Below are 26,518 nucleotides of genomic sequence, written 5' to 3' on the forward strand. Positions count from 1 at the left end.
TACAATTTGTTAAATGTGGTATAGAGACTAATACAAAAGTAAAAATGTTTTAAATTTCAGAAAATTAATGACAGAATACAACAAAGCCGATAGAATAAGTAATAATTAAAAGTGTTTTGTACACTTGATTAGATTATTAAATGAATTGGTATTGCATTTAATTTTTTAAAATTTAAGTAATAACTAGCTCGTAGTAATGTGGAAAGTAGGGTTTCAGCAATGGAAAACAAACAAAATATTTTAGATTATATAGAAAATGAAAAGAATAAATATATAGAATTAAGCCATCAAATACATCAAAGACCAGAACTTGGTAATGAAGAAATTTTTGCATCTCGAACATTAATTGAGCAATTAAATCGCCATAATTTTGAGGTAGAGACTGATATTGCAGGTCATGCTACAGGGTTTATAGCTAAATATGATTCATCGAAACCCGGTCCGACAATTGGTTATCTAGCGGAATATGATGCTTTGCCGGGTCTAGGCCATGCATGTGGACACAATATAATTGGAACAGCAAGCGTATTAGCTGGGATAGCCTTAAAGCAAGTGATAGATAAAGTTGGGGGACAAGTGATTGTCTTGGGCTGTCCTGCCGAAGAAGGTGGAGAGAATGGTAGTGCCAAAGCATCATATGTTAAGGAGGGCATTATTGATGAATTAGATATCGCATTAATGGTGCATCCAGGTAATGAAACGTATCGTACGATAAATACTCTAGCAGTAGATGTGCTAGATATTAAGTTCTATGGTAAGAGTACGCATGCATCTGAAAATGCACATGAAGCAAGAAATGCTTTAGATGCAATGATTTCTTATTTTAATGGTGTGGCGCAATTGAGACAACACATTAAAAAGAGTCAACGTGTACATGGAGTAATTTTAGATGGAGGAAAGGCAGCAAATATTATTCCAGATTTCACACATGCAAGATTTTATACTAGAGCAACAACTAGAAAAGATTTAGACGTCTTAACTGAAAGAGTTGGTCAAATTGCGAGAGGTGCAGCGATTCAAACGGGTTGTGACTATGAATTTGGCCCAATTCAAAATGGTGTGAATGAATTTGTAAAAACTTCAAAATTAGACGATTTATTCGCAAAATATGCGACTGAAATGGGTGAAGCAGTTATAGATGATGATTTCGGATATGGTTCAACAGATACAGGAAATGTGAGTCATGTTGTACCAACGATTCATCCCCATATTAAAATAGGTTCTAGAAATCTAGTTGGTCACACACACCGCTTTAGAGAAGCGGCAGGTAGTACTCATGGTGATCAAGCATTAATTCGAGGCGCAAAAATATTATCCTTAATGGGCTTAGAATTAATAGAAGATAGCGCACTATTTATAGAAATTGTTGAACAACATCAATTTATAAAGGAGCACAAAAAATGACAAAACAAAGTTCTCTAAGACCTAAAATAACACTTAGTGATCTTTATGATTCAAATATAGTATATACGTCTCGTCCATCATATATTTCAAATCCGTGGTTAGAGCCAGAAGAACACCAATCTAATTTTTTAACTGGTAGAGAATTATTGATTGCTAATCAAATGCCTGTGATTGTACATGAAGCGAGCGTTACAGAAAATTTAGCACAATTATTTCAATTAATTGGTCAAGACATGCCTAGTAATATTTATAAATTTAACGATAAATCTAGTTATGAACAATTACTAGCTACGTTAGCGCAAAGTCTTGATAAAAAAATTTATTTTCAATATATACATGATGAAGCGATATTGAAAAAACACTACTATGCATTGAATAAAGATATATTTGTTGCTTTAAATAATAAATCTCGTATACCAGAGTGGACGAATAATAAATATTTGCCAAAACGAGAAGTAGTGAATATAGAGGACTTTGAACAAGCAATCAAGCATTGGGAGTTTCCATTTGTTTTAAAACCAGGTGATGATCTACCTACAGCTGGTGGTTATGGTGTAATGATTTGCTATAATCAAACAGATTTAGATAAGGCATCCAAACGAATCGAGAAGGCTAAAAGCGAAACAGACACAATCATAATTGAACAGAAAGTTGAAGCAGTTGCAAACTATTGTGTGCAATTTGCATATACACCGAAGCTCGGTGTGCAATATATTGGAACATCACAACAACTGACTGACAAATACGGCCATTATAATGGTAATTTGAATGTTCAAGATGTACCAAAGAAAGTGATACAAGCTGGTAAAGAAATTATGGAAATGGGTGTTGCTCAAGGATATTATGGTGTTGCAGGCTTTGACTTATTAGAGGATGCACAGGGTGATATTTTTGCGATTGATTTGAATTTCAGACAAAATGGTTCTACAAGCATGTTATTACTCGAACCGATTTTAACTCAGGGGTTCCATAAGTTTTATAGTTATATTTCACCGGGTGATAATCAACATTTCTTTAATACGATTGTAAAGTACATTAAAAAAGGCGTGTTATTTCCATTATCATACTATGATGGTGATTGGTACACAGAAGAGCAAGTGAGCTCCAGATTTGGTTGTATTTGGCACGGTGAATCACAAAGTCAAATAGAAAAATTAGAATTACAGTTCCTTGAAGATTTAAAAAAAGGATAAATATGAGATAATGTATTTTAATGTGAATCAAAACATTTGCTATGTCATGTTTATAAATACTAATTGAGGTGTTTGACTGTATTATATATGTCATTTATATTTTGATTAGGTTAAAAATATAAAATGAAATGAAGGTGTTAGGATGTCCTATAAAGAAAATTCATTTTATCAAGATATTTTGGTAAGTGAGTGTTTTTATGTTGCAACAGAAGCAAAGGAATTAGTCAGTTATGAAATACTAGGTGAGTCACGCGTGTGTTTGTGGAGTGACAAGACATTGGCTCAACCATTCCTTGATACTAAAGGTATTGCGTTTGATAAAGTAAAGAAAATTGATGTGGATCGATTTGTTACTTATGAATTAGACGATATATTTAACGAAGGAGATCAAGTGTTGGTCAATCCAACTTCGAAATCAGATGGTGATTTAGTAGATGTCGTGAAAGTTAGTGATGAATTAATGTCTGATTTAGATAGTATACGTTTGAAGGAATTTGCTAAAGACGTAGCAAAAGAGGATGCAGTTTTTGGATTATCTGAAAAGGGTGCAAAGCAATTTGCATTAATTAGTGACGATGAACATCAAAGGCCACATATTATGCCCGTATGGAGTATAAAAAGTAGAGCGGAAAAAGTCCGTAGAGAAGACTTTGACAATCTTGAATTAGTTGAGATTGAAGGCGCTGTTTTTGATGAGTGGTTAGATACGTTAAGAGATGATGATAAAGCTGTAGCTATTGATTTGAAACCTGGTGTAGTGGGTACCGTTGTTTCAGCGCAAAAAGTGATTGAACAACTTGCGCTATAGAACAAGTAATTACGATATTGAAATATGATGATTTGAATGATGTCTTATATAATTTATTTATAAAAAAATTAAGGTCAACAAACGTATCTGGAATGTCTTAGATACGTTTGTTGACCTGTTACGTTTTATAGATGAAGTGCACCAAGAGCACCGGAAAAAGCACCATGTTCAATGTAATAAGGTTTGAATCCTCGTAATACAGTATAATCTTCAATAACGTGTCGTAATAGTTGATTATTGATAAACGTTGAGCCAATATAAGCGACATTTTCTGTTTTGTGTTCTCGTGCTACTGTAATAGCCATCGTTGTAATTGCTTCACCCACTACACCTATTACAGAAGAAAGTTTATCGGCATCGGTAAATGATTTATCTAAATTATGTAAGACATTACCGAAATTAGCTGCCGTTAAATCTCCTGGAATAGGAGGTTGAGTGTTTTTATAGATATGTTTTACCTTTAAATCGATGATATCTCTATTGCCATCTTGAGCAGTATCCGTCAATAACTGATAATCTTGAATGCCAGTTAATAAATAACCTAAACCTTGAATCATACCGCCACCGGTACCTACACCACCAACACGTTTTTGAGCTTTACCGTCATAATAATGAATTGACGTACCAGTCCCAACGTTAGCAAATATGTAATCATCTAGTTGATGGCCTTGTTCAGTTAATAATATATTTAATCCAACAGCCGAAGCATCGAATTCAACAAATATATTAGATTCGCAGTTAAGTTGTTGTTGAATTGTAGCAGCCTGACCACCAGTTAAACTGATACGCTCTGCATCAATTGAATTTAACCATTCTATAACTTGGTCAATCTCAGTCGTTAGCTTTGTATTATATGAACGTTTGCCATTCTCGTCTTGAACTATTTTTATTAATGTGCCCCCAGCATCAATGCCTATTTTCATAATGGTATTCCCCCAAATATTTTCATTCTTACTTATAGTATAATAAAATATAAGAAAATCAAATATGAAAGTAAAGGGAGCGATTGATTTATGATGCAATTAAGTCCTTACATTATTGTTGATGATGTACAAGAAGCGTTAGATTTCTATAAAACGGCATTTAGTGGAGAAATAAAGATATTAAATGAAACGAATGGACGCTTGTTACATGCTGAATTACATGTAAGTGATGATGTAGTATTACATATTTCTAGCAGTTATGGTCGACCAACGTCTAATGATAATACCAATATTATTTTGACTTTCGATCGTTTGGAAGAACAACGTCAAGTTTACGAGGCACTCAGTGTGGAAGGGGATCCGCATATGCCATTAGATAAAACTTTCTTTAATGCCATGCATGGACAAGTCAAAGATAAATACCAAGTGAATTGGCTGATGAATTGTTTTTTAACTTCATAAAAAACGGTTAGTAAGTTCATATAAGTGGTATGTTTTTGATAGATATATAAAACAGTTTAAATAGGGGATTAAATATGTTTACAAAAGAACAATTTGAAGATATTACAGTGCAGGTGTATGAAGATAAATACAAAGAAGCACTCTATGATTTTGAATTAAGTGAGCGCCAGCAAATTTATTCATCTCTTCCAAAGGATGTATTAAATGAAGCATTAGAGGATGATGATAGAATAGCGAACATTGCATTAAACAGTGATGGAGAAGTGGTAGGTTTCTTTGTACTACACCAATATTATCAACATGAAGGTTACGATACACCAAATCAAGTTGTATATGTTCGCTCATTATCCATTAATGAAAAATATCAAGGCTGTGGATACGGAACTAAAATGATGATGTATTTACCACAATATGTGCAAATCTTATTTCCGAACTTTAATCATTTGTATTTAGTGGTTGACGCAGAAAATAAAGGTGCTTGGAATGTATACGAGCGCGCAGGATTTATGCATGCTGCAACGAAAGAAGAAGGTCCGATTGGTAAAGAAAGATTGTATTATTTAGATTTAGACTCTAAATATGTTTCATCTTTAAAATTACAAAAGAGTACAGATGAAACACCTTATAATATTCATATGATAGATTTACTAAAAGATGGACAGAAAGTCGGCTTTATAGCGATTGAAAAGCATGAAAATCGTATGAATATTTCATCTATCGAAGTGAATGAAGATGAAAGACATCACGGTATTGCTGAAAGTGCATTACGCCAATTATCAACGTATATTAGAAAGCATTTTAATGATGTGGCTGTGCTGACAATCACCTTATATGGGGAACATAATGAATTAAAGCCTTTATGTATAAATAGTAATTTTGTTGAAATTGAAAGTGCAGATGATTTTATCACTTTTGAAAAATATATAAATTATTAATAGCGATTGCGAAATCAAGCATTGTCATTTATAATTTACATTTGTTATTATTACTTAAGAAAACATAGTACTGATTTGGATAAATGCCTTTGAAAGGAAGAATATATAATATGAGAATTCAAGATTATACAAAAGAAATGGTTGATGAGAAATCATTTATTGACATGGCTTACACGTTATTACACGAAAAAGGCGATACAATGAATCTGTATGATATCATTGATGAATTTAAAGCGATTGGACATTATGAAGATCACGAAATTGAAGATAGAATTGTGCAATTCTATACAGACTTAAACACGGATGGACGTTTCTTAAATATTGGTGAAAATATTTGGGGCTTACGTGACTGGTATTCAGTCGATGATATTGAAGAGAAAATTGCGCCAACTATTCAAAAATTTGATATTTTAGATGACGATGATGAAGAAGATAAAACATTGAAATTACTTGGTGAAGATGAAGCGGATGACGATGATGATATCCCTACAGTTACGGATGACCAAGAGACACTAAACGATCCTGAAGATCCAGAAGATGAAGAAGTGGACGAAGAGATTGAAGAGTCTGATATTGTAATTGATGAAGATGATGAAGACTTAGAAGACGAAGAAGAAGATGATGATGAGTACGAGGAAGATGAATTCACAGAAAATTAATTCTGCGATATTTAATTGACTTTTTTCGTGAACATGATAAAATTTTATTCGGGCTCCTTTAATTAGGACGACGTGTATAAATCATATACGCTCCCCCTTACAAATTTGTGAGAGGGAGCGATTTTTTTATTTTATAAACTAGTTAACTTATTATTTTTAATATCGTTACTTGTGTACTGGCGCTATTGTTAACGCCAAACCAATCTCCCATTAAAAATAATTTAAAAATGTAAGACATTAGATTAAAGTTTAACAATTCAATTGAAGTTAAGCATGTCAATTGCTGGTATTAATTTCTATACCATTATATTTATAGGAGGCAGAACATGACAAAATTTATTTTTGTAACTGGTGGAGTAGTTTCTTCATTAGGTAAAGGTATTACAGCAGCATCTTTAGGAAGATTGTTAAAAGATAGAGGATTGAAGGTTACAATTCAAAAATTTGATCCTTATTTAAATGTTGACCCAGGTACAATGAGTCCGTATCAACATGGTGAAGTATTTGTAACTGATGACGGTGCTGAAACAGATTTAGATTTAGGACACTATGAAAGATTTATCGATATCAACTTAAATAAATATTCAAATGTTACAGCTGGTAAAGTATATTCTCACGTATTGAAAAAAGAACGCCGTGGTGATTATTTAGGTGGTACAGTCCAAGTTATTCCACATATCACAAATGAAATTAAAGAACGCTTATTATTAGCTGGCGAAAGTACTAATGCGGATGTAGTCATTACTGAGATTGGTGGTACGACTGGTGATATTGAATCATTACCATTTATTGAAGCAATTCGTCAGATTAGAAGTGATTTAGGTAGAGAAAATGTGATGTATGTACATTGTACATTACTACCTTATATTAAAGCTGCAGGCGAAATGAAAACAAAACCAACACAACACAGTGTTAAAGAATTACGTGGTTTAGGTATTCAACCAGATTTAATTGTTGTACGTACTGAGTATGAATTAACACAAGACTTAAAAGATAAAATTGCATTATTCTGTGACATTAATAAAGCAAGTGTTATCGAATGTCGTGATGCAGATTCTTTATATGAAATTCCTTTACAATTAAGTAAACAAAATATGGATGACATCGTAATTGATCGTTTAGAGTTAGATGCAAAATATGATACACAATTAGATGAATGGCAGTACTTGTTAGATACAGTGAATAACTTAGATGGCAAAGTAACTATTGGCTTAGTAGGTAAATATGTAAGCTTGCAAGATGCATACTTATCAGTAGTTGAATCCTTGAAACATGCAGGTTATCCATTCAAGAAAGATGTAGAAGTAAAATGGATTGACTCAAGTGAAGTGACAGATGACAATGTTGCACAATATTTAGCTGATGTTGATGGTATCCTTGTACCAGGTGGTTTTGGGTTCCGTGCGAGTGAAGGAAAAATTTCAGCAATTAAATATGCTCGTGAAAATAATGTACCATACTTTGGTATCTGCTTAGGTATGCAATTAGCTACTGTAGAATTTGCAAGAAATGTTATTGGTTTAGAAGGTGCACATTCAGCAGAATTAGATCCAAATACACCTTATCCAATCATTGATTTACTTCCAGAACAAAAGGATATAGAAGATTTAGGTGGTACATTACGCTTAGGTTTATATCCTTGTACGATTAAAGAAGGTACATTAGCACATAAAATTTATGATGCACAAAATATTGAAGAACGTCATCGTCATCGTTATGAATTTAACAATGAATATAGAGAGCAATTAGAAGAAAATGGAATGGTATTCTCTGGTACTAGTCCAGATGGTCGATTAGTCGAAATGGTAGAAATACCAGAAAATGATTTCTTTGTGGCTTGTCAGTTCCATCCTGAGTTTTTATCAAGACCTAACCGTCCACAACAAATTTTTAGAGCATTTGTTGAAGCTTCATTGAAACATCAAAATAACAAATAACTATAACATATAGCTGAATAATTTTTGACTGTCGACCATGTATCGGTCGGCAGTTTTTTATAAAAATGAAGTAAGAAATATAAAAAAGGTTGGAACATGGAATTTGTCCCAACCAGAATAATGCGATTGATATTGAAGTATTGATTTAAATTTAACATAATCTATAAATCTAAATCATTTATCATTTCAACCATTTGTGTATAAATATCATAATAGATGTAATTAAAAGCGATAGGGTGAGGCGTGACAACTTTGTCATAGTCCTCTGTATAGACAATGGGTCTAGGCGTACTTAAATTAACAAAGTGAAATAAATGATCAGAAAAATCTACATCCTTTGGCTTATTACAAATCAACACAAAGTCTACATCTGCAGCTATTAATGCATCTACATCTTTTGCGACTGTAGAAGTATAATTAGGAGCGAACAAGCATACTCTATCTGTAGTATCTAATTGATCGATAGATGATAAATCAGTTAGACGTTTGCTTGATTTCAATCGCTCTTCACTTTCTAAAATATATGACTCATAAAACTTTAAATCATCGTAGCCCTTTATATAGACATGACCTTCACCGCCAATTGCTTGAATCAAACATTGGCTAGCCATTTGTATATCAAGTTCTTGGGTTTCAATGCGATTAAAAATTCCGTTAAGTTGCGTATTCAATATTTTTGACATACAACGTACCTCCATTCTACTCATTTAACTATTGTAAATAAGCTTTTAAGATATTGCAATTTTATAAAAATAGGTGCAAAAATGCGAAGTTTGCAGAAATTAAAAATAAAACTTTAAATAAAAACGCTTACAATTGTATAGAATAATGCAAAAAGTTTATGGTTTTGATATAATTAGATTGTAAAAATATGTGCTTAAAGCACCAAGGAGGAACTTTCATGCCTTTAGTTTCAATGAAAGAAATGTTAATCGATGCAAAAGAAAACGGTTATGCGGTTGGTCAATACAACTTAAATAACTTAGAATTTACACAAGCTATTTTAGAAGCTTCTCAAGAAGAGAACGCACCTGTAATCTTAGGTGTTTCTGAAGGTGCTGCTCGTTACATGGGTGGTTTCTACACAGTCGTTAAAATGGTTGAAGGTTTAATGCACGATAAAGAAATCACTATTCCAGTAGCGATTCATTTAGACCACGGTTCAAGCTTTGAAAAATGTAAAGAAGCAATCGACGCTGGTTTCACATCAGTAATGATTGATGCTTCACATGACCCATTCGAAGAAAATGTTGCAACTACTGCTAAAGTAGTTGAGTATGCTCACGAACACGGTGTTTCTGTTGAAGCAGAATTAGGAACTGTTGGTGGACAAGAAGATGACGTTGTTGCTGAAGGTGTTATCTATGCAGATCCTAAAGAGTGTCAAGAACTAGTTGAAAGAACTGGTATTGATACACTTGCACCAGCATTAGGTTCAGTACACGGACCTTATAAAGGTGAACCAAAATTAGGATTTAAAGAAATGGAAGAAATCGGTGCTTCAACTGGTTTACCATTAGTATTACACGGTGGTACTGGTATCCCAACTAAAGATATCCAAAAAGCAATCCCATTTGGAACTGCTAAAATCAATGTAAATACTGAAAACCAAATTGCATCAGCACAAGCTGTTCGTGACGTATTAAACAATGATCAAGAAGTTTATGATCCTCGTAAATATTTAGGTCCAGCTCGCGAAGCAATCAAAGCAACTGTAATCGGTAAAATTAAAGAATTTGGTACTTCAAACCGTGCTAAATAATTTTAATCGTAAAAATAACTATTATACTTCGGTATAATAGTTATTTTTTTTAACATCAAATTCAAATAAAACTAAAAATAAACAGTTAATAGAATTGAAATTTACATAAAATTTATAAGAAAAAACCTTTATTTATGATTTGAGTTGTGAAACATTGGGAAATAAAAGGTATAACAATTAATTTTTACATACTGTATATGCACTTAATATCATTTTTAATAGGTTTTGTTAGATTAATGTATTTTGCAAACACTAATGTTTTCATAGTATAATGCTAATGATGTTAAGAAAAAGAACGATTGAAAGTATGGTAAAGGAGAACGGATAAATGGGTCAAGAAGTGATAAAAATTAGAGGTGGTCAAACACTTAAAGGTGAAGTAAATATCAATGGTGCAAAAAATAGTGCAGTTGCTATTATTCCGGCAGCTATATTGGCCGAAGATAAAGTAACAATTAAAGGTTTGCCACAAATTTCAGATGTTGAAACATTGGTGAGCTTATTAGGTGATTTGAATATTAAAACAAATTTAACAGGTATGACACTCGAAGTGGATCCTGAAGAAATAATAAATGCCCCATTACCAAATCAAAAGGTAGAATCATTACGTGCTTCTTACTATATGATGGGAGCAATGCTTGGAAGATTTAATAAATGTGTTATCGGTTTACCAGGAGGATGTCCATTAGGTCCAAGACCCATAGATCAACATATTAAAGGTTTTAAAGCTTTGGGTGCGACAATCGATGAATCTAGTGAAACTTCTATGAAAATTGAAGCGGATAAATTAGTCGGTGCCAATATCTTTTTAGATATCGTAAGTGTGGGCGCAACAATCAATATTATGCTCGCTGCAGTTCGTGCTGAGGGTCAAACTGTAATTGAAAATGCAGCAAAAGAACCAGAAGTAGTAGATGTTGCAAGATTCTTAATTAGCTTAGGCGCTGATATTAAAGGTGCAGGTACAAGTACATTAAAGATTAATGGTGTAAAACATTTACATGGCTCAGAACATCAAGTTATTCCTGATAGAATAGAAGCTGGCACTTATATGTGTATTGCAGCTGCTTGTGGTGAAGAAATAAAAATAAATAACATTATACCTACACACGTTGAACCATTGATCGTAAAATTAAAAGAATTAGGTTTAGATATTAATGTTGGTGAAGATCATACTCAGATTAAACGTGGAAACAAATATACTAGTGTTGATATTAAGACGCTTGTTTATCCAGGATTTGCAACAGATTTACAACAACCGATTACGCCGTTGTTATTTATGGCTGATGGTGTATCATTTGTAACTGAGACGATTTATCCAGCACGCTTTAAGCATGTAGACGAATTGAAAAATATGGGTGCGGATATTGTAGCTGACAATGGTACTGCAACGATCAAACCATCTAAATTAAAAGGCGCTAAGGTTTATGCGAGTGATTTACGCGCGGGTGCAAGTCTAATTGTTGCCGGATTAATTGCTGAAGGCGTAACTACTATTTATAATGTGAAACATATTCATAGAGGTTATACCAATATTGTGAATACATTGAAATCACTTGGTGCAGACATTTGGACTGAAGAAGTTTAGGATTTGTGGTATAATAAATATACTACATAATTGAAGCGCACTATCCTAACTTTAATCTTCAATTATAATATTAAGTGATATGAGGTGATGACCATGGAGGTTTGCCCTTATCTTGAAGAAACCTTTAAAATAGTAGGTAGAAGTTGGAATGGTTTAATCATTAATTATTTGTCTCGGTGTACTGAAAAATCAGCACATTTTTCAGATATGAAACGTGATTTGAAAACAATCACGCCACGTGCACTAAGCATTAAATTAACTGATTTAATGGAATGGGGACTCGTTGAAAAGAATGTTGTTTCTACTAGCCCAGTCAACATCATATACCAACTTACAGATAAAGGGAATGCACTAGCGGCAGCATTAGTACCAATGGAAAAGTGGGCCCAAGAATATATTGAGCTCGAAAGTTAATGTATTGAAAAAGTTATTTAATAAATAAAATAGCATTCGACTTCTATTTAAACTGTGAACAACCATTGGGTTGTTTACAGTTTTTTTTGTTGCAATTTCCTACATTCACTCATGAACCTTCAATAATAATTTAAAATTTGGTGTTAAATAGCAATGCACAGGGAATAAAGGAAAGTGGCACATATGCAAAGTGTAATTATAATCGAAAACGTTTTATTCATAAAATTATATATCTTTGTGAGCAGTTTAGTTTAATTTTAAAATATCTAGGTTAAAATATGATTAGTAATTTACTTAAGGAGTGAATAATTAATGAGAAATTTCACTAAACAATTTATCAATGGAGAATGGGTAGAAAGCGCTAGTGGAGAGACTATAGAAGTAATCAATCCTGCAACTGAAGAGGTTGCTGGCACTGTAGCTAAAGGGAACAAAGAAGATGTGGATAAAGCAGTTGATGCTGCAGAGAGTGTATATTTAAAATTTAGACATACTTCTGTTAAAGAAAGACAACAATTATTAGATAATATTGTTAAAGAATATGAAAATAGAAAAGATGACATTGTTGATACAATCATCGATGAATTAGGTTCACCTGCATCAGTAGCGGAAAGTGTTCATTATCAAATGGGCTTAGATCATTTCACTGCAGCACGTGATGCATTAAATGACTTTGAATTTGAAGAACGACGTGGAGATAACTTGGTTGTAAAAGAAGCGATTGGCGTTGCAGGACTAGTAACACCATGGAACTTCCCAATGAATCAAACGTCATTAAAATTAGCAGGTGCATTTGCGGCAGGTAGCCCAGTGGTCCTTAAACCATCTGAAGAAACACCATTTGCGGCAGTTATTTTAGCTGAAATCTTTGAAAAAGCTGGCCTACCAAAAGGTGTGTTTAACTTGGTTAATGGTGACGGACAAGGTGTCGGACGTCCATTAAGTGCACATCCAAAAGTAAGAATGATGTCATTCACAGGTTCAGGTCCAACTGGATCAAGCATTATGAAAGAAGCGGCTGAAGACTTCAAAAAAGTATCACTTGAATTAGGTGGTAAATCACCATTTATCGTATTAGATGATGCTGATATCAAAGAAGCTGCTAAAGCAGCAACGAATAAAGTTGTTCATAATACTGGTCAGGTTTGTGCTGCCGGTACAAGAACACTCGTACCAGCAAGTATTAAAGAGGAATTCCTTACTGCAGTTAAAGAAGAATTTAGCAATGTTAAGGTTGGAAACCCAAGAGAAGAAGGTACGCGTGTCGGACCAATTATCAGTAAAAAACAATTTGACCAAGTTCAATCTTATATCGATAAAGGCATTGCAGAAGGTGCTGAATTGTTATTCGGTGGCCCTGGCAAACCTGAAGGCCTAGAGACTGGATATTTTGCAAGACCAACTATTTTCAATAATGTAAATAACGACATGGTTATTGCTCGTGAAGAAATATTTGGACCGGTAATGTCAATTATCACGTATAATGATTTAGATGAAGCAATTGAAATTGCAAATGATACAGAATATGGCTTAGCAGGTTATGTATTTGGTACTGATAAGGACACATTATTAAAAGTTGCTCGTTCAGTTGAAGCAGGTACAATACAAATTAATGAAGCGCCACGTCGTCCAGACTTACCATTTGGCGGTTATAAACAATCTGGAATTGGTCGCGAATGGGGAGACTTCGGTATCGAAGAATTCTTAGAAGTTAAATCTATCGCTGGTTACTTCAATTAATTTAAATAATTTTATAATATATCAATATCTGAGACTTAAATTGAATCTTAGATGACCTTAATATCGACAACTTCTATTGTGTAATGAAATAGAAGTTGTCGATTTCTTTTTTATTGAAGTAATGTATACGCATGGTGTGGTGGTTTTTAAGTTATGTAATCATTTTTAAATTTGAGAAAATGAAATACATTTTGTAATTAAAAAGAAAATTTGCTATAGTTAAAAAAGTAAATAGCGTAGTATTTATTACGTTGTTTAAAAACTTATTTATGAAATGGGTGCAAGATAATGCCTGAAAAAGAACGTACATCACCTCAGTATGAATCGTTCCACGAATTATACAAAAATTACACTACTAAAGATCTCACTCAAAAAGCAAAATCTCTTAAATTGATAAATTATAGTAAATTAAATAAAAAAGAATTGGTGCTTGCAATTATGGAAGCGCAAATGGAAAAAGATGGAAACTATTATATGGAAGGTATCTTAGATGATATCCAACAAGATGGTTATGGTTTCCTTCGAACAGTAAATTATTCAAAAGGTGAAAAAGATATCTATATTTCAGCTAGTCAAATACGTCGTTTCGAAATTAAACGTGGCGATAAAGTGACTGGTAAAGTTAGAAAGCCTAAGGATAATGAAAAATACTATGGTTTATTACAAGTTGACTTTGTTAATGATGAGAATGCAGAGGAAGTAAAGAAACGACCGCATTTCCAAGCGTTGACACCTTTATATCCAGAAGAACGCATAATGTTAGAAACAACACAGCAAAATTATTCTACACGAATTATGGATTTGATTACGCCGATTGGACTTGGTCAACGTGGACTTATCGTTGCACCACCAAAAGCAGGTAAGACCTCATTACTAAAGGAAATTGCCAATGCGATTGCTACGAATAAACCAGAAGCAGAATTATTTGTCCTACTTGTTGGAGAAAGACCGGAAGAGGTTACAGATATTGAAAGATCTGTTGAAACTGCAGAAGTAGTTCATTCTACATTTGATGAACCGCCTCAACACCATGTAAAAGTAGCAGAATTATTATTAGAACGTGCAAAGAGACTTGTTGAAATTGGTAAGGATGTTATTATCTTAATGGATTCAATTACACGATTGGCACGTGCATACAACTTAGTAATCCCACCTAGTGGTCGAACATTATCAGGTGGTCTAGACCCAGCATCATTACACAAACCTAAAGCATTCTTTGGTGCGGCAAGAAATATTGAAGCTGGTGGAAGTATGACTATATTAGCGACTGCTTTAGTTGATACTGGATCACGCATGGATGACATGATTTATGAGGAATTTAAAGGTACGGGTAACATGGAATTACATCTTGATCGTAAACTTGCAGAACGTCGTGTATTCCCTGCTATTGATATTGGTAGAAGTTCAACACGTAAAGAAGAATTGCTAATTTCACCAAAAGAATTAGAATCTTTATGGCAATTGCGTAATATGTTTACAGATTCACTCGATTTTACAGAACGTTTTGTACGTAAATTAAAACGTACAACTGATAATAAAGAATTCTTTGAACAGTTACAAAAAGCTGCAGAAGAAAGCACAAAGACAGGTAAACCAATTATTTAATAGAAGAAACATATTTGTTTAAGCTGTAATCTTAGATTTAGGGTTGCGTTTTACATGTATAGCTATTATAATTACGTAGTATTGGGTAAAAAACTCACAAACAACTCTGTTCCGGATGGTTCAGGGCAAAGGAGCTGAAAGTAATGAGACAAAATATTCATCCTGAATACCACAAAGTTATCTTTTTAGATACAACTACAGATTTTAAATTCTTAAGTGGTTCAACAAAATCATCATCTGAAACAATGGAATGGGAAGATGGAAATGAATACCCAGTTATTCGTTTAGATATTTCATCTGACTCACATCCATTCTACACAGGTCGCCAAAAATTCGCTGCTGCGGATGGTCGTGTGGAACGTTTCAACAAGAAATTCGGATACAAATCAAGCAACGAATAATCGTTGGTTTAAGGCATTCTCATTTTATGAGGATGCTTTTTTCGTTTAAAATAGTCATATGCTATTAAATAGAAGTATATTGATGAATAAAGCTGATACATAAAATAGTAAATATCTTTCAAAAATTGCACATTTCAAATAAAAAAATATGATATAATGAGACGATTATGTTTTGAAAAAAGGTGGAACGAATCATGTATGAAACTTATCATTCCGGGTGGATTGAATGTATTACTGGAAGCATGTTTAGTGGTAAATCGGAAGAATTAATACGTCGGTTAAGACGTGGTCTTTATGCTAAACAAAAAGTAGTCGTATTTAAGCCGGCTATCGATGACCGCTATCATAAAGATAAGATTGTTTCTCATAATGGTAATGCAATCGAAGCGATTAATATTTCGACTGCTGCTGAAATACTTAAACACGATTTATCAGATGTCGATGTGATTGGCATTGACGAAGTACAATTCTTTGAATCTAAAGTTGTAAATATAGTTGAGCAATTAGCAGAAAGAGGCCATAGAGTAATCACTGCAGGATTAGATATGGATTTTAGAGGGGAACCCTTTGAACCAATACCGCATTTACTTGCAGTAAGCGAAGATGTAACGAAATTACAAGCAGTATGTGCTGTCTGTGGTTCTTCTTCTAGTCGTACCCAAAGATTGATTGATGGAAAACCAGCTAAGGTTGATGATCCAGTTATATTGGTGGGCGCAAATGAAAGTTATGAACCTAGATGTAGAGCGCATCATATTGTTGCACCTAGTGATAATGAGAAGGAGGAAATGTAGTGTTTGATCAATTAGATATTGTAGAAGAAAGATATGAACAATTAAATGAACTATTAAGTGATCCCGACGTTGTAAATGATCCTGATAATTTAAGAAAGTATTCAAAAGAGCAAGCAGATTTACAAAAAACTGTTGAAGTTTATCGCGAATATAAACAGGTTAAAGAGGATATTTCTGAAATCGAAGAAATGTTGAATGATACCAAAGATAAAGATGAAATCGAAATGCTAAAAGAAGAAAGCCAAGGTTTAGCGAGTCGTGTACCAGAATTAGAAGAATCATTGAAATTATTATTAATTCCAAAGGACCCTAATGATGACAAAAACGTAATTGTTGAAATTCGAGCGGCTGCAGGTGGCGATGAAGCTGCAATTTTTGCTGGTGACTTATTTAGAATGTATTCTAAATATGCGGAAGCACATAATTATAAGACAGATATAGTAGAAGCTGCTGAAAGCGATCATGGTGGTTACAAAGAAATTAGTTTCTCAGTTTCTGGAGCAGATGCTTATAGTAAATTGAAATTTGAAAATGGTGCACACCGAGTTCAACGTGTACCCGAAACTGAATCGGGTGGCCGTATTCACACTTCTACAGCAACAGTTGCAGTATTGCCAGAAGTAGAAGATGTTGAAATAGAGATAAGAAATGAAGATATTAAGGTCGATACGTATCGTTCAAGTGGTGCAGGTGGACAACACGTAAATACGACAGATTCTGCAGTTCGTATTACCCATTTACCAACAGGTATTATTGCAACATCTTCAGAGAAATCCCAAATTCAAAACCGTGAAAAGGCAATGAAAGTATTGAAAGCACGTTTATTTGATATGAAATTGCAAGAAGAACAACAAAAATACGCAGCGCAACGTAAATCGGCTGTTGGTTCAGGAGATCGTTCTGAACGTATTAGAACATATAATTATCCGCAGAGTCGTGTGACCGATCACCGTATTGGATTAACTTTACAAAAGTTAGATCAAATTATGGAAGGTAAGTTAGATGAAGTGATTGATGCACTAACAGTATCAGAACAAACTGAGAAATTGAAAGAATTAAATAATGGTGAGCTTTAAATCAGTACTTGATCGTGCGAAGTTAGAATGTAGCAATCAGAATATTGAAACGACGAGAGTAGAATGGTTAATGATGGATATGTTTCAATGGTCTAGAGCAGCGTTGATCATACACTTGAATGATGAAATGACTACTGAACAATTACAACGGTTTGATATTGCCAAAGCGCGAATGTTGAAAGGTGAGCCTATTCAATATATTGTCGGCTATCAATCCTTTTATGGTGAAAATTTCAAAGTTAATCGTCATTGTCTGATTCCACGTCCAGAAACAGAAGAAGTTATGTTGCATTTTTCTCAAAGCCTCAAGCATGGCGATACGATCGTCGATATTGGTACGGGTAGTGGAAATATTCCAATTATGTTGAAGAAAATAGACACTTCATTGATTGTGTATGCGACAGATATTAGTGAAGAAGCACTGACAGTAGCTAAAGAAAACGCACAACAGCATCAAGTCGATATAGAATTTCTAAAAGGTGATGCATTGAAACCTTTAATTGCACAAGGCGTTAAAGTGAATGGTCTGATTTCGAATCCACCGTATATAGACCAAGCAGATGCAACATTTATGGAGGATACTGTTTTATCATATGAACCACATTCAGCACTATTTGCTAATGATCAAGGATATCGTGTTTATAATGATATTTTAGCTGATTTACCAAAAGTATTATTGCCTGGCGCGCAAGTTGTCTTTGAAATAGGTTATAACCAAGGACCAACGTTAAAAGATAAAATTCAAACAATGTATCCAGAGCTAATGGTATCGATTGTTCAAGATATTAACCATAATGATAGAATTATCAGTTTTAAATGGCATGACTAAGTTATGTATGTCTCATGTTTCACCATGAGCGTGCATAACTTTTTATTTTGCTTTAAAATTAAAAAAGTACAGGAAAGGATGTGTTTGAGTGGACACAAAAATATGGGACTTTAGTAATCAAAATGATATCAATAACAATGTAAATGTAGCTCATATCAACGAAATAACTTCCATATATAATGAAGGTGGATTAATTGCTTTACCAACAGAAACTGTATATGGGTTGGGAGCAGACGCTAGAAATGATGAAGCAATAAAAAAAATTTATGAAGCAAAAGGAAGACCATCTGACAATCCATTAATCGTACATATTTATGATATGGATCAAATGAAACAATTTACTACAAACTTAACGGAGAATGTAAAAATATTAATGAAACATTTTTGGCCTGGTCCAATTTCATTTATTCTTCCATTAAAGGAAGGGTATTTATGTGATAGAGTGAGTGGAGGTTTAGGTTCAATTGCCGTCAGAATGCCAAGTCATCCGGTTGGTCGAGCTATTCTTAAACAGGTCTATATACCGATAGCTGCTCCAAGTGCTAATTTGAGTGGCAGACCATCACCCACAACATTTGACCATGTCTTCAATGATTTGAATGGCAGAATTGATGGGATCATCAAGGCTGAGCAAAGTGAAGAAGGATTGGAAAGTACAGTATTGGATTGTACACAGTATCCTTATAGAATTGCACGACCTGGCTCTGTAACTAAGCAAATGATTGAACAAATTTTGCCAGGCAGTATAGAAGATAAAGCATTGAACACTGAAAAGCCTATTGCACCAGGAATGAAATATAAGCATTATTCACCAGACACGCCTTTAACCATAGTTCGACATTTAGAACGTCAACCAAATACTGAAAAAGATTGGACTCGAACAGCCTTTATTTTACCGAAGGATCATGAAACATTTGTGCCTAATCAAGCAAAATTCATTCCATTATGTAATAATAAAAACGATATAAAGGGTGCAAATCACAATTTATATCAAATATTGCATGAATTGGATAAAAATGAAGATATTCAGAATGCATATATATATGGTTTTGACATTAATGATCAGACTACAGCAATCATGAATCGTATTATGAAAGCTGCAAATCAAACTATTGTTGAAGGTGAAACACTATGAAAGTAATCTTTGTATGTACTGGCAATACGTGTAGAAGTCCATTGGCTGAAGGTATAGCTAAACAGAAAATGCCAAATATTGAATTCGCATCAAGAGGTATATACGCAATGGATGGACATCCTATTTCAAATAATTCACATCAAATTGGTTTAACTGAAGGTTTGGCAATGCCATCGCATTCGACAAAATTTGTTGCAAGTGATCTATCGGCAGATTTAATACTTACTATGTCTAATTCTCATAAATTGGCATTGTGTCAAATGTATAATAATACAGAAAATGTATTTACCATAAATGAGTATGTCGGGACAACTGGAGAAGTTTCAGACCCGTTTGGCGGCACAATAGAAGACTATAGAGAAATATTTAATGAATTAAATTGTTTAATTGACAGATTAAAAAATAAAATATTAAAGCAATAAATTTATGAAATTGGTATAAGTGAGTTACTAAATAAGTTATAATGATTACGTGTAGCAAATTTGCTATCAATCATTTTCGTATGTTTTTTTTATTAGGATTTGCATATTACTTTTTTTATTTAGTTAAAAGGGGTGGGAAAATGGAAGGTTTAAAGTTATTACTCGATGAATTAAAGTCAAAGTCATTCTTTAAAGCAGATGAATTATGTATCATTGGTTGCTCTACGTCAGAAGTTATTGGAGAACGTATTGGTTCTGTAGGTTCAATGGACGTCGCCCGTGAAATATTCACGGCGCTGAAGGAAATTGAACGTGAGACAGGCGTATCATTTGTCTTCCAAGGTTGTGAACACATCAATCGAGCGGTCACAATCGAGCGTTCTCATTTTAACCCTTTAACAATGGAAGAAGTAACTGTAGTTCCAGATGTACATGCTGGTGGTAGTCTAGCCACATATGCATATCAGCATATGGAGAATCCAATGGTCGTTGAACACATTACTGTGCCAAAGGGTATAGATATTGGTCAAACGTTAATTGGCATGCACATCAAGCATGTTGCAATTCCAGAACGTACAAGTGTAAAGCAAATTGGTGAAGCGGTTGTTACAATAGCTTCTTCAAGACCAAAAAAAATTGGTGGCGAAAGAGCAAAATATAACTAATACAGAAAAGAGGAATATATCCATGTCATTTATTCAAGAGCAAGATAAAGAAATCTATGAAGTGATTCAAAATGAGTTCAATCGTCAAAACAATAACATCGAACTTATCGCTTCAGAAAACTTTGTTTCAGAAGCTGTTATGGAAGCACAAGGTTCAGTATTAACTAACAAATATGCTGAAGGTTATCCAAACAGAAGATATTATGGCGGTTGTGAATATGTAGATGTATCAGAAACGTTAGCGATTGAACGCGCGAAACAAATCTTTGGTGCTGAACATGTAAACGTGCAACCTCACTCTGGTTCACAAGCCAATATGGCGGTTTATCTCGTAGCATTGGAGCACGGTGATACTGTATTAGGAATGAACTTAAGTCATGGTGGGCATTTAACACACGGCGCACCTGTTAACTTTAGTGGTCAATTTTACAACTTCGTAGAGTATGGAGTTGATAAAGAAAACGAACAAATCAATTATGACGAAGTATTAAAAGCAGCAAAAGAACATCAACCAAAATTAATTGTAGCTGGTGCTTCTGCTTATTCACGTACAATTGATTTTAAACGCTTCAAGGAAATTGCTGATGAAGTCGGCGCGAAATTGATGGTAGATATGGCTCATATCGCAGGTTTAGTTGCTGCTGGATTGCATCCTAACCCAGTTGAATATGCAGACTTTGTTACTACAACAACTCACAAAACTTTACGTGGACCACGTGGTGGTATGATTTTATGTAAAGAAGAATACAAAAAGCAAATTGATAAAACAATCTTCCCTGGTATCCAAGGTGGTCCTTTAGAGCATGTGATTGCAGCAAAAGCAATTGCATTTGGTGAAGCATTACAAGATGATTTCAAGACTTATCAACAACAAGTTGTTAAGAATGCTAAAACTTTAGCAGAAACTTTAATTAATGAAGGTTTCAAAGTGGTATCAGGTGGAACAGATAACCATCTTGTTTCTTTAAATGTTAAAGATTCAGTAGGTATTACAGGTAAAGTTGCTGAAGAAACATTAGATGCTATTGGTATTACATGTAATAAAAATACAATCCCATTTGATCAAGAAAAACCATTCGTTACAAGTGGTGTGCGTTTAGGTACGCCTGCAGCAACAACTCGTGGTTTTGACGAAGCAGCATTTGAAGAAGTTGCTAAAATTATAAGCTTAGTATTAAAAAATCCAGAAGATGAAAAAGCATTAGAAGAAGGAAAAGAAAGAGTTAAGGCATTAACAACAAAACATCCTTTATATAATTAAAATTGGAGGAAGTAAATTATGGGCAAAGTACATGTTTTTGATCACCCACTTATTCAACACAAATTAAGTTATATTCGTGATGTACATACAGGGACAAAAGAATTTAGAGAATTAGTAGATGAAGTCGGTATGTTAATGGCATACGAAGTGACGAGAGATTTAGAATTACAGGACGTTGAAATTGAAACGCCTGTAACCAAAATGGTTGCCAAACGTTTAACAGGTAAAAAATTAGCTTTCGTACCAATTTTACGTGCAGGACTAGGCATGACTCAAGGTATTTTAAATCTGGTACCGGCAGCAAGAATTGGTCATGTTGGTTTATATCGAGATCCAGAAACATTAGAAGCGGTAGAATATTTTGTTAAATTACCTCAAGATATTGAAGAACGTGAAATTGTTGTAGTGGATCCAATGTTAGCGACTGGTGCATCAGCAATTGAAGCAATTAACTCACTTAAAAAACGTGGCGCGAAACACATTCGTTTTATGTGTTTGATTGCTGCTCCAGAAGGTGTAGAAAAATTACAAGAAGCGCATGAAGATGTTGATATCTTTATCGCAGCATTAGATGAAAAGCTAGACGACCATGCATATATTACACCTGGCTTAGGTGATGCTGGAGATCGTCTGTTTGGTACAAAATAGTTTCTCCTAGGAGTGGAGTTGTATGAAGAAAATAATGACTGTATTCGGTACAAGACCGGAAGCAGTGAAAATGGCACCACTTATTTTAGCATTGCAAGAAGACCCTGATCTTCAACCAATTGTTGTCGTGACGGCACAGCATAGAGAAATGTTAGATTCTGTGTTAGCTAGTTTTGATATCAAACCAGATTATGATTTGGATATCATGAAACAAGGACAAACACTTTCTGACATTACTTCACGCATACTTACTAGAATAGAGGATGTTATCAAAGAGGAACGACCAGACATGATACTTGTTCATGGTGATACCATGACAACCTTTGCTGGTAGTTTAGCGGCATTATATAATCAAATACCTATCGGTCATGTAGAAGCAGGATTGAGAACATTTGATAAATATGCTCCATTTCCAGAAGAAATGAATAGACAGATGGTAGGGGTAATGGCTGATTTACACTTTGCTCCTACCAATAATGCTGCAACAAATTTATTAAATGAAAATAAACCATCTGAAACCATTGTAGTTACAGGAAATACAGCAATAGATGCAATGAACACGACCATACATGAATCATATGAATCAACTATTATAAATAAACATAAAGATAAACGAATTATCTTACTCACTGCTCATAGAAGAGAAAACATTGGTGAACCAATGACTCATATCTTTAAGGCAGTACGAGATATAGTTGATAGGTATGAAGATGTTGTCGTTGTTTATCCTGTACATAAAAACCCAAAGGTTAGAGAAATTGCAGACAAATATTTGTCTGATCATTCACGCATTGAATTAATTGAACCGTTAGAAGTGGTTGATTTTCATAATTTTGCTCATCAAGCGTATTTAATATTAACGGATTCTGGTGGTGTACAAGAAGAAGCACCGTCACTGGGGAAACCAGTATTAGTGCTACGAGATACAACAGAACGACCAGAGGGTGTCGAAGCTGGCACATTAAGAATTGTTGGCACTAATGAAGAAAATATCTTTGAAGCGACGCAACAACTATTAGATAATGCTACTTTATATGAGCAGATGAGTCATGCACGCAATCCATATGGTGATGGCTTAGCGTCTAAAAGAATTTGCGAGAATATCAAATATTATTTTCAGCTAATTTCTGAAAAACCGGAATCATTTAAATAAATAAAGGTGGTTAATGTGTCGAAAATGTGACAAGTTTGTAAAAATTTTAACTACAATTTGAATAGAATTGACACGTTAACCGCCCTATATTATTATTAAAACTATATGAATGGAACGGTTTTCATAAATGAACTACAAAATGAAATGAGGCACAAAATGAAACGTTTCAGCATCATTTTTAAACAGTACTTACAATACTATTTATTTGGTATAATTGTGCTCTTTATTGTGTTTATTTTCACAAGGTCACCAGTTGTATTAGGACTTATTTTAGGACTTACAGGTTCTTTATGTATTACATATACATTTGAATATTACCTTGCAAAAGCTAAAGATAAGGATAATATACATATTTCAACGGGCAACGTTTGGAGATATTTAACTGTGATTATAGCTTGTTGTATTTGGGTTCTATATAAGGAATATATCAATATTTTTGGTGTCATTGTTGGTTTATCAGTTTCTTATGTTTTAATTATTTTAAAACCTTTGATTCAAAAGAATTAAATATTAATCGTGAAAGAGGTGAGAGCAGATGCAACATGAACATCCTCTAGTTGGTTGGAAATTGTTTGGTATAGACATCGTGTTTAATCTTTCATCTATTATGATGTTGATTATTACAGCGGTTATTGTTTTTGTCATAGCTATTATTTGTACACGAAACCTCAAAAAACGTCCTTCCGGCAAGCAAAACTTCATAGAATGGGTTTTTGATTTTGTAAGAGGCATTATTGAAAGTAACTTATCATGGTCTAAGGGTGGACAATTCCATTTCCTTGCAGTGACATTGATATTGTTTTTATTTGTCAGTAATATGCTAGGTTTACCTTTTTCAATTGTTTCAGGGCATACCTTATGGTGGAAATCACCAACGGCTGATGCCACTGTAACCTTAACGTTATCAACGTTAATTATTCTACTAACACATTATTATGGTATTAAGATGCGTGGTACTAAGAAGTACTTTGGCAACTACACGAAACCAATTTTCTTGATGCCAATTAATTTGTTCGAAGAATTTACTTCAACGTTAACGTTAGGTCTTCGACTTTATGGTAATATCTATGCAGGTGAATTATTACTAACATTACTTTCAGGTTTAGTTGTTAATCACTTGGCATGGGGTTGGATTATCGGTGTGCCAGGATTAATTGTTTGGCAAGCATTCTCGATATTTATCGGTGCAATCCAAGCATATATTTTCATCATGTTATCAATGGTTTATATGTCCCACAAAGTATCGGACAGCCATTAATAATATAATTTAAAAAATAAAAAAGAGAAAAATTAGGAGGATTTTATAAATGAATTTAATCGCAGCAGCAATCGCAATTGGTTTATCAGCACTTGGTGCAGGTATTGGTAACGGTCTTATTGTATCTAGAACAGTAGAAGGTGTAGCACGTCAACCAGAAGCACGTGGACAATTGATGTCAATTATGTTCATCGGTATCGGTTTAGTTGAGGCATTACCAATCCTTGGTCTTGTTATTTCATTCATCGTAATGTTCATGTAATTACAATTTTAGTTAAAGGCGAAGTCGATTCCGACTTTCGCCGTTCGTTTTATCTTAAAGAATTACGATTAATTTGAATGAAAGGAGTGTCTATGTAAGTGACTGCTACGACAAACATGTTTGTGCTTGGTGCAACCGAAGCTACAGGCGTTCAGTGGGGAACAATAATCGTTACAGCTATAACATTTTTAGTCTTACTAGCTTTATTGAAAAAGTTCGCATGGGGTCCTTTAAAAGAAGTAATGGATCAACGTGAACGTGATATTAATAAAGATATTGACGATGCTGAACAAGCAAAATTAAATGCACAAAAATTAGAAGCACAAAACAAACAAACGCTAAAAGAAACACAAGAAGAGGTTCATAAAATTCTAGAAGAATCTAAAATTCAAGCGCGCAAACAACATGAAGAAATTATTCACGAAGCTAATATTAGAGCTAACGGCATGATCGAAACTGCACAAAATGAAATCAATAGTCAAAAAGAACGTGCTATCGCTGATATTAATAATCAAGTTTCTGAGCTTTCAGTATTAATCGCATCTAAAGTCTTACAAAAAGAAATTTCAGAGCAAGATCAAAAAGCATTAGTTGAAAAGTACATAAAAGAGGCAGGCGATAAATAATGGCTAAGATAGCAAAAAAATATGCCAAAGCATTATTTGATACCGCTGTTGATCATAATGAACTAGAGACAATGTATGAATCATTTTCAACAATAGATAGCGCTGTAGAACCAGAAACTACAAAATTAAAAGAATTAGATGAGGACCCACAAAAGGATGCTGAACAACGCATCCGTTTTGTGACGTTAGTCTTTGGCGAAACGAATCAATATTTACTTAATATGTTGAAAATATTAGCTAAAAATCGCCATCTTTCGTATATTCATGAAATATTTAAGGCTTTTGAAGCATTATATAATCTACATCATAAGCAAGATTTTGCAGTTGTCGAATCTGTTTATGCTTTATCTGAAGATGATTTAACCCAAATCGAGACAATTATCAAAAAGCGTACTAACTTAGAAAAAGTGATGTTAACGAATCATATTAACCCAGAGTTAATCGGTGGCGTTCGAGTTAAAGTTGGTACAAAAGTAATGGATGCAAGCGTTCAGAATGACCTTGCTCAATTAGAAAAGCAATTTATACGAGTGAAATAAAAAATTGGAGGAGTGACAT

General features: G+C 33.9%; 29 protein-coding genes. 27 read left to right on the forward strand and 2 right to left on the reverse strand.

Annotated elements, in window-relative coordinates; all coding sequences use genetic code 11:
* The first annotated feature begins 219 nt into the window (after positions 1 to 219).
* From ACF91D_RS22845 to ACF91D_RS22855, 3 genes are all read left to right on the forward strand, one after another.
* Positions 220 to 1,404 (forward strand): M20 family metallopeptidase, encoded by a 1,185-nt coding sequence (locus tag ACF91D_RS22845; RefSeq protein ID WP_107527251.1) that lies wholly within the window; start codon positions 220 to 222, stop codon positions 1,402 to 1,404.
* Positions 1,401 to 2,597 (forward strand): L-aspartate--L-methionine ligase LdmS, encoded by a 1,197-nt coding sequence (ldmS, locus tag ACF91D_RS22850; protein ID WP_107527250.1) that lies wholly within the window; start codon positions 1,401 to 1,403, stop codon positions 2,595 to 2,597. Before ACF91D_RS22845 ends, ldmS begins: the two co-directional genes overlap by 4 nt.
* Before the next feature lie 142 nt (positions 2,598 to 2,739).
* Positions 2,740 to 3,405, forward strand: coding sequence for a DUF2750 domain-containing protein (locus ACF91D_RS22855; protein WP_107527249.1), 666 nt, complete (start codon positions 2,740 to 2,742; stop codon positions 3,403 to 3,405).
* A gap of 125 nt (positions 3,406 to 3,530) precedes the next feature.
* On the opposite strand, the gene coaW is transcribed toward ACF91D_RS22855, so the two are convergent.
* Complete coding sequence (coaW, locus tag ACF91D_RS22860) at positions 3,531 to 4,328, reverse strand: type II pantothenate kinase (protein ID WP_107527248.1); 798 nt, start codon at positions 4,326 to 4,328, stop codon at positions 3,531 to 3,533.
* A gap of 90 nt (positions 4,329 to 4,418) precedes the next feature.
* On the opposite strand from coaW, the gene ACF91D_RS22865 reads away from it, so the two are divergent.
* From ACF91D_RS22865 to ACF91D_RS22880, 4 genes are all read left to right on the forward strand, one after another.
* Entirely contained in the window at positions 4,419 to 4,790 is a 372-nt protein-coding gene (locus ACF91D_RS22865) for a VOC family protein (RefSeq protein ID WP_107527247.1), read from the forward strand.
* 74 nt (positions 4,791 to 4,864) lie between these two features.
* On the forward strand, positions 4,865 to 5,725 hold the full coding sequence (locus ACF91D_RS22870) for a GNAT family N-acetyltransferase (protein ID WP_107512392.1): 861 nt from the start codon (positions 4,865 to 4,867) through the stop codon (positions 5,723 to 5,725).
* Positions 5,726 to 5,835: 110 nt separating this feature from the next.
* Complete coding sequence (gene rpoE / locus ACF91D_RS22875; protein ID WP_107527245.1) at positions 5,836 to 6,384, forward strand: DNA-directed RNA polymerase subunit delta; 549 nt, start codon at positions 5,836 to 5,838, stop codon at positions 6,382 to 6,384.
* 326 nt (positions 6,385 to 6,710) lie between these two features.
* Entirely contained in the window at positions 6,711 to 8,321 is a 1,611-nt protein-coding gene (locus ACF91D_RS22880; protein ID WP_042739488.1) for a CTP synthase, read from the forward strand.
* Between the two features lie 161 nt (positions 8,322 to 8,482).
* Here the strand turns inward: ACF91D_RS22880 and ACF91D_RS22885 are convergent, their stop codons facing one another.
* Entirely contained in the window at positions 8,483 to 9,004 is a 522-nt protein-coding gene (locus ACF91D_RS22885) for a DUF2529 family protein (RefSeq protein WP_042739489.1), read from the reverse strand.
* 218 nt (positions 9,005 to 9,222) lie between these two features.
* Here ACF91D_RS22885 and fdaB point away from each other — a divergent pair, with 218 nt between their 5' ends.
* The 20 genes from fdaB (at position 9,223) to ACF91D_RS22985 (ending at position 26,499) form a co-directional block, all read left to right on the forward strand.
* Positions 9,223 to 10,083 (forward strand): class IIb fructose-bisphosphate aldolase FdaB, encoded by an 861-nt coding sequence (gene fdaB / locus ACF91D_RS22890; RefSeq protein WP_042739490.1) that lies wholly within the window; start codon positions 9,223 to 9,225, stop codon positions 10,081 to 10,083.
* Between the two features lie 328 nt (positions 10,084 to 10,411).
* Positions 10,412 to 11,671 (forward strand): UDP-N-acetylglucosamine 1-carboxyvinyltransferase, encoded by a 1,260-nt coding sequence (locus tag ACF91D_RS22895; protein WP_107527936.1) that lies wholly within the window; start codon positions 10,412 to 10,414, stop codon positions 11,669 to 11,671.
* A gap of 93 nt (positions 11,672 to 11,764) precedes the next feature.
* Entirely contained in the window at positions 11,765 to 12,085 is a 321-nt protein-coding gene (locus ACF91D_RS22900; RefSeq protein WP_042739492.1) for a winged helix-turn-helix transcriptional regulator, read from the forward strand.
* 312 nt (positions 12,086 to 12,397) lie between these two features.
* Positions 12,398 to 13,825 (forward strand): aldehyde dehydrogenase family protein, encoded by a 1,428-nt coding sequence (locus ACF91D_RS22905; protein ID WP_119624586.1) that lies wholly within the window; start codon positions 12,398 to 12,400, stop codon positions 13,823 to 13,825.
* Between the two features lie 288 nt (positions 13,826 to 14,113).
* A complete protein-coding gene (gene rho / locus ACF91D_RS22910; protein WP_042739494.1) occupies positions 14,114 to 15,430 on the forward strand; it encodes a transcription termination factor Rho in 1,317 nt (438 codons plus the stop codon).
* A gap of 143 nt (positions 15,431 to 15,573) precedes the next feature.
* Positions 15,574 to 15,831, forward strand: coding sequence for a type B 50S ribosomal protein L31 (locus ACF91D_RS22915; RefSeq protein ID WP_107527136.1), 258 nt, complete (start codon positions 15,574 to 15,576; stop codon positions 15,829 to 15,831).
* Positions 15,832 to 16,025: 194 nt separating this feature from the next.
* Positions 16,026 to 16,625, forward strand: a complete 600-nt coding sequence (locus ACF91D_RS22920; RefSeq protein WP_042739496.1) for a thymidine kinase — start codon at positions 16,026 to 16,028, stop codon at positions 16,623 to 16,625.
* A complete protein-coding gene (gene prfA, locus ACF91D_RS22925; RefSeq protein ID WP_107512794.1) occupies positions 16,625 to 17,701 on the forward strand; it encodes a peptide chain release factor 1 in 1,077 nt (358 codons plus the stop codon). Before ACF91D_RS22920 ends, prfA begins: the two co-directional genes overlap by 1 nt.
* On the forward strand, positions 17,688 to 18,530 hold the full coding sequence (gene prmC / locus ACF91D_RS22930; protein WP_107527138.1) for a peptide chain release factor N(5)-glutamine methyltransferase: 843 nt from the start codon (positions 17,688 to 17,690) through the stop codon (positions 18,528 to 18,530). Before prfA ends, prmC begins: the two co-directional genes overlap by 14 nt.
* Before the next feature lie 88 nt (positions 18,531 to 18,618).
* Positions 18,619 to 19,665: an L-threonylcarbamoyladenylate synthase gene (locus ACF91D_RS22935; RefSeq protein ID WP_107527139.1), complete on the forward strand. Its 1,047-nt coding sequence runs from the start codon at positions 18,619 to 18,621 to the stop codon at positions 19,663 to 19,665.
* Positions 19,662 to 20,087 carry a low molecular weight protein arginine phosphatase gene (locus tag ACF91D_RS22940; RefSeq protein ID WP_107512791.1) on the forward strand — a complete coding sequence of 142 codons (426 nt, stop codon included), beginning with the start codon at positions 19,662 to 19,664 and terminating at the stop codon, positions 20,085 to 20,087. Before ACF91D_RS22935 ends, ACF91D_RS22940 begins: the two co-directional genes overlap by 4 nt.
* Before the next feature lie 140 nt (positions 20,088 to 20,227).
* On the forward strand, positions 20,228 to 20,752 hold the full coding sequence (locus ACF91D_RS22945; RefSeq protein ID WP_107527140.1) for a TIGR01440 family protein: 525 nt from the start codon (positions 20,228 to 20,230) through the stop codon (positions 20,750 to 20,752).
* Between the two features lie 22 nt (positions 20,753 to 20,774).
* A complete protein-coding gene (gene glyA / locus ACF91D_RS22950) occupies positions 20,775 to 22,013 on the forward strand; it encodes a serine hydroxymethyltransferase (protein ID WP_107512789.1) in 1,239 nt (412 codons plus the stop codon).
* An 18-nt stretch (positions 22,014 to 22,031) separates the two neighbouring features.
* Positions 22,032 to 22,661: a uracil phosphoribosyltransferase gene (gene upp, locus ACF91D_RS22955; protein WP_042739544.1), complete on the forward strand. Its 630-nt coding sequence runs from the start codon at positions 22,032 to 22,034 to the stop codon at positions 22,659 to 22,661.
* Positions 22,662 to 22,683: 22 nt separating this feature from the next.
* Complete coding sequence (gene wecB, locus ACF91D_RS22960) at positions 22,684 to 23,814, forward strand: non-hydrolyzing UDP-N-acetylglucosamine 2-epimerase (RefSeq protein ID WP_042739543.1); 1,131 nt, start codon at positions 22,684 to 22,686, stop codon at positions 23,812 to 23,814.
* Between the two features lie 156 nt (positions 23,815 to 23,970).
* The gene (locus tag ACF91D_RS22965; RefSeq protein ID WP_107527141.1) at positions 23,971 to 24,321 is read left to right on the forward strand and encodes an ATP synthase subunit I; all 351 of its coding nucleotides are present in this window, start codon (positions 23,971 to 23,973) and stop codon (positions 24,319 to 24,321) included.
* A 28-nt stretch (positions 24,322 to 24,349) separates the two neighbouring features.
* Entirely contained in the window at positions 24,350 to 25,072 is a 723-nt protein-coding gene (gene atpB, locus ACF91D_RS22970; RefSeq protein WP_107527142.1) for a F0F1 ATP synthase subunit A, read from the forward strand.
* A 49-nt stretch (positions 25,073 to 25,121) separates the two neighbouring features.
* The gene (atpE, locus tag ACF91D_RS22975; protein WP_002510315.1) at positions 25,122 to 25,334 is read left to right on the forward strand and encodes a F0F1 ATP synthase subunit C; all 213 of its coding nucleotides are present in this window, start codon (positions 25,122 to 25,124) and stop codon (positions 25,332 to 25,334) included.
* Between the two features lie 98 nt (positions 25,335 to 25,432).
* Complete coding sequence (locus ACF91D_RS22980) at positions 25,433 to 25,960, forward strand: F0F1 ATP synthase subunit B (RefSeq protein ID WP_042739540.1); 528 nt, start codon at positions 25,433 to 25,435, stop codon at positions 25,958 to 25,960.
* A complete protein-coding gene (locus ACF91D_RS22985; protein WP_107527143.1) occupies positions 25,960 to 26,499 on the forward strand; it encodes a F0F1 ATP synthase subunit delta in 540 nt (179 codons plus the stop codon). Before ACF91D_RS22980 ends, ACF91D_RS22985 begins: the two co-directional genes overlap by 1 nt.
* Positions 26,500 to 26,518: the final 19 nt, after the last annotated feature.

Source organism: Staphylococcus sp. 231237_7MaSpsaltlick (assembly GCF_043107035.1).

What these genes read in the sequence shown, in the direction of transcription:
- ACF91D_RS22845 (WP_107527251.1), top strand. Translation starts at nt 220, where the DNA reads ATGGAAAACAAACAAAATATTTTAGATTATATAGAAAATGAAAAGAAT.
- ldmS (WP_107527250.1), top strand. Translation starts at nt 1,401, where the DNA reads ATGACAAAACAAAGTTCTCTAAGACCTAAAATAACACTTAGTGATCTT.
- ACF91D_RS22855 (WP_107527249.1), top strand. Translation starts at nt 2,740, where the DNA reads ATGTCCTATAAAGAAAATTCATTTTATCAAGATATTTTGGTAAGTGAG.
- coaW (WP_107527248.1), bottom strand. Translation starts at nt 4,328, where the DNA reads ATGAAAATAGGCATTGATGCTGGGGGCACATTAATAAAAATAGTTCAA.
- ACF91D_RS22865 (WP_107527247.1), top strand. Translation starts at nt 4,419, where the DNA reads ATGATGCAATTAAGTCCTTACATTATTGTTGATGATGTACAAGAAGCG.
- ACF91D_RS22870 (WP_107512392.1), top strand. Translation starts at nt 4,865, where the DNA reads ATGTTTACAAAAGAACAATTTGAAGATATTACAGTGCAGGTGTATGAA.
- rpoE (WP_107527245.1), top strand. Translation starts at nt 5,836, where the DNA reads ATGAGAATTCAAGATTATACAAAAGAAATGGTTGATGAGAAATCATTT.
- ACF91D_RS22880 (WP_042739488.1), top strand. Translation starts at nt 6,711, where the DNA reads ATGACAAAATTTATTTTTGTAACTGGTGGAGTAGTTTCTTCATTAGGT.
- ACF91D_RS22885 (WP_042739489.1), bottom strand. Translation starts at nt 9,004, where the DNA reads ATGTCAAAAATATTGAATACGCAACTTAACGGAATTTTTAATCGCATT.
- fdaB (WP_042739490.1), top strand. Translation starts at nt 9,223, where the DNA reads ATGCCTTTAGTTTCAATGAAAGAAATGTTAATCGATGCAAAAGAAAAC.
- ACF91D_RS22895 (WP_107527936.1), top strand. Translation starts at nt 10,412, where the DNA reads ATGGGTCAAGAAGTGATAAAAATTAGAGGTGGTCAAACACTTAAAGGT.
- ACF91D_RS22900 (WP_042739492.1), top strand. Translation starts at nt 11,765, where the DNA reads ATGGAGGTTTGCCCTTATCTTGAAGAAACCTTTAAAATAGTAGGTAGA.
- ACF91D_RS22905 (WP_119624586.1), top strand. Translation starts at nt 12,398, where the DNA reads ATGAGAAATTTCACTAAACAATTTATCAATGGAGAATGGGTAGAAAGC.
- rho (WP_042739494.1), top strand. Translation starts at nt 14,114, where the DNA reads ATGCCTGAAAAAGAACGTACATCACCTCAGTATGAATCGTTCCACGAA.
- ACF91D_RS22915 (WP_107527136.1), top strand. Translation starts at nt 15,574, where the DNA reads ATGAGACAAAATATTCATCCTGAATACCACAAAGTTATCTTTTTAGAT.
- ACF91D_RS22920 (WP_042739496.1), top strand. Translation starts at nt 16,026, where the DNA reads ATGTATGAAACTTATCATTCCGGGTGGATTGAATGTATTACTGGAAGC.
- prmC (WP_107527138.1), top strand. Translation starts at nt 17,688, where the DNA reads ATGGTGAGCTTTAAATCAGTACTTGATCGTGCGAAGTTAGAATGTAGC.
- ACF91D_RS22940 (WP_107512791.1), top strand. Translation starts at nt 19,662, where the DNA reads ATGAAAGTAATCTTTGTATGTACTGGCAATACGTGTAGAAGTCCATTG.
- ACF91D_RS22945 (WP_107527140.1), top strand. Translation starts at nt 20,228, where the DNA reads ATGGAAGGTTTAAAGTTATTACTCGATGAATTAAAGTCAAAGTCATTC.
- glyA (WP_107512789.1), top strand. Translation starts at nt 20,775, where the DNA reads ATGTCATTTATTCAAGAGCAAGATAAAGAAATCTATGAAGTGATTCAA.
- upp (WP_042739544.1), top strand. Translation starts at nt 22,032, where the DNA reads ATGGGCAAAGTACATGTTTTTGATCACCCACTTATTCAACACAAATTA.
- wecB (WP_042739543.1), top strand. Translation starts at nt 22,684, where the DNA reads ATGAAGAAAATAATGACTGTATTCGGTACAAGACCGGAAGCAGTGAAA.
- ACF91D_RS22965 (WP_107527141.1), top strand. Translation starts at nt 23,971, where the DNA reads ATGAAACGTTTCAGCATCATTTTTAAACAGTACTTACAATACTATTTA.
- atpB (WP_107527142.1), top strand. Translation starts at nt 24,350, where the DNA reads ATGCAACATGAACATCCTCTAGTTGGTTGGAAATTGTTTGGTATAGAC.
- atpE (WP_002510315.1), top strand. Translation starts at nt 25,122, where the DNA reads ATGAATTTAATCGCAGCAGCAATCGCAATTGGTTTATCAGCACTTGGT.
- ACF91D_RS22985 (WP_107527143.1), top strand. Translation starts at nt 25,960, where the DNA reads ATGGCTAAGATAGCAAAAAAATATGCCAAAGCATTATTTGATACCGCT.